Origin of the sequence: Serratia sp. 506_PEND (assembly GCF_001076875.1) — a bacterium.
GTDB classification, from domain to species: domain Bacteria; phylum Pseudomonadota; class Gammaproteobacteria; order Enterobacterales; family Enterobacteriaceae; genus Serratia; species Serratia marcescens.
Window position 1 is genome coordinate 1 of the sequence record NZ_JVEL01000454.1, and the last position, 2,124, is coordinate 2,124.

At 56.5% G+C, this 2,124-nt stretch carries 5 protein-coding genes; all 5 read left to right on the top strand.

Annotation, left to right across the window (positions count from 1 at the left end; genetic code table 11):
• Positions 1 to 109: 109 nt before the first annotated feature.
• Positions 110 to 553: a Mor transcription activator family protein gene (locus ADK28_RS17635; protein WP_048795809.1), complete on the top strand. Its 444-nt coding sequence runs from the start codon at positions 110 to 112 to the stop codon at positions 551 to 553.
• 83 nt (positions 554 to 636) lie between these two features.
• Positions 637 to 1,113, top strand: a complete 477-nt coding sequence (locus tag ADK28_RS17640; RefSeq protein ID WP_048796287.1) for an N-acetylmuramoyl-L-alanine amidase — start codon at positions 637 to 639, stop codon at positions 1,111 to 1,113.
• On the top strand, positions 1,110 to 1,361 hold the full coding sequence (locus ADK28_RS17645) for a hypothetical protein (RefSeq protein ID WP_048796288.1): 252 nt from the start codon (positions 1,110 to 1,112) through the stop codon (positions 1,359 to 1,361). The genes ADK28_RS17640 and ADK28_RS17645 overlap by 4 nt, the downstream gene beginning before the upstream one ends.
• A complete protein-coding gene (locus tag ADK28_RS17650; protein ID WP_048796289.1) occupies positions 1,345 to 1,938 on the top strand; it encodes a hypothetical protein in 594 nt (197 codons plus the stop codon). The genes ADK28_RS17645 and ADK28_RS17650 overlap by 17 nt, the downstream gene beginning before the upstream one ends.
• On the top strand, positions 1,935 to 2,124 hold a 190-nt coding region (locus ADK28_RS31655; RefSeq protein WP_152929722.1), incomplete at its 3' end, for a hypothetical protein. The genes ADK28_RS17650 and ADK28_RS31655, both read left to right, overlap by 4 nt.

Below are 2,124 nucleotides of genomic sequence, written 5' to 3' on the forward strand. Positions count from 1 at the left end.
TGGGTAAGCGCATGTTCGACCAGCAGAAGCTTGAGTGGCTCACGACCAAGCAACTGATCGCGGTGATGAATGCTCTCCAGTATGATGCCAAGCGCAACGGGAGGCCGACATGATCCAGGTCTATGATGGTATCCGCGATTTGTTGCCAGACTCTGCGCTGGCCCTGGTTGATGTTATTGGACTTGAGGCTACCATGGATCTGGTTGAGGCATTAGGTGGCGTGCCAATGCCGGTAAACAAAGGAATTCTTGCGCGAGGTGATGTTAGGTTGGATATGTTGCGTCAAGCTATAGGTGAAGAAAACACCCTCAAATTAATGAGTGCATTTGGTGGTGAGGAGATTTATATTCCCAACTGCTATCGTGCCCTGCGAGAGTATTTCTGGCGTCAGTTTTTGGCTGAGTTTGACGCACTGCGCGATCAGGGAGAGTCGGTACTGATGGCGCTGACTCAGTTGTGCCCCCGACATAAGGTCACCTACAAGCAAGCAATGAAGGTGATTGCCAATCGGAAACTGCAAGCGCTGGATCAACCGCAATTACCGTTTGATTGAGGTTTTCCCTCTCACCTTGTTCCACTCTTCCGTATTCAGTAAAAAAAACACAATAACCCTCGTCAACTTACGAGGGTTTTTTTATGTCCCGCTTTATCGATTTGATTGTTCTTCATTGTGCTGCCAGCCCTGACGGCAAGCAGCTTGGCAATGCGCATGAGACCGCCGCGCAGGTCATTGACCGCTGGCACGCGGAGCGTGGTTTTCATCGTGCGCACCCTTCCATTAATCCCGAACTGACCGCCATCGGCTATCACTTCGTCATTGACTGCGACGGCACAGTGCTCACCGGGCGCGGTGAGGAAGAGATTGGCGCGCACGTTCAGGGTCACAATGCCAATTCACTTGGCATCTGCATGGTAGGCACTCGCCAGTTCACCGTTGCCCAATGGCTGGCGCTGCATGATCTGGTTGCTCGTTTGCAGGATAAGTATCGCAATGCAACGCTGCATGGCCACCGTGAGTTCGCCAACAAAGAGTGTCCGGGATTTGATGTCCCTGACTGGATTGCGGTGGACTTCGCCCCCCTGCCGGGGCATGTCTTCCCGGAGAGCGTATGAGCTGGCGTGACGTGCTGCTAAAGCTGCTGGCTGACCCGAAAACCGGCGAGGTCTCCGCCTCCGAGGTGATGACGGTCGGGGCGTTCATCATCACCAGCGTCATGGTACTGCACGCAGCATTTACCCATGCCCTGGCCGAGTATGAGTTTATCGGCTACATGGCGGTCTGGGCGATGCATAGCCAGGCGACGCGCCTGGTCGCGCTGCAGCGTGATCGTATGGAGAAATCCGATGATGATGCTCGTTAGTTTGCTGCGTCGTTTCATGGGGCCGGCGTTGCTGGCCCTGCTGGGTGTTATTGCCGGGTGGTTCGTTTATCACGGCATCTATCAGTCAGGCTATAGCGCAGCGGCGGCCGAGTATCAGTTGCGATTGTCTCACCAGGCGGAAACATTCGACCTGGCCAAGGCTCAGGCAGCCGAGGCCAGCAATCAGGCGCTGAAATCCGCCGTGGCACACGAGCGCGAGGCGTTGACGCGCGCTGAGCGGTTGACGGACGAACTGGCGCATAGGCAGCGCCAGTTGGCGGTGGTGCAGCACCTTCTGAAGGGAAAAATCAATGATGCCGTTACGCATGATGGTCCCCGTTTTACTGGGCTTGGCCCTGACAGCGTGCAGCTCTATGCCCGCGCCCTCGGTTACGCCGGAGCCGGTGATCGCTCTGTGTCCGACACCGCCGCCGGGCTTGCTCTCCATCCCGCCGATGCCGGACTTTCCCCGGTAGCGTTGCTGGGGCACGCCAGCGATTACGGCGCATGGTGCCTGTCGCTGCGCAACCAGCTGGTTGCACTGGAAAAGTTTTATCAGAAGGTGCCGGCGTCATGAGTACAGAGATGGTGTTGCATGTTGCACTCTGGCTGGTTGCCTCCTTTGGCGGGTTGTGGGTCGCGCAGTTGAAATACGCCCTGCACAAGCAGGCGCAACTGATTGAAGCCATCCAGCGCGACTACCTGCGCCGGGATGATGCCAGTGACCGCATGGATACGCTGAAAGAATTGGTGATCGACGTGC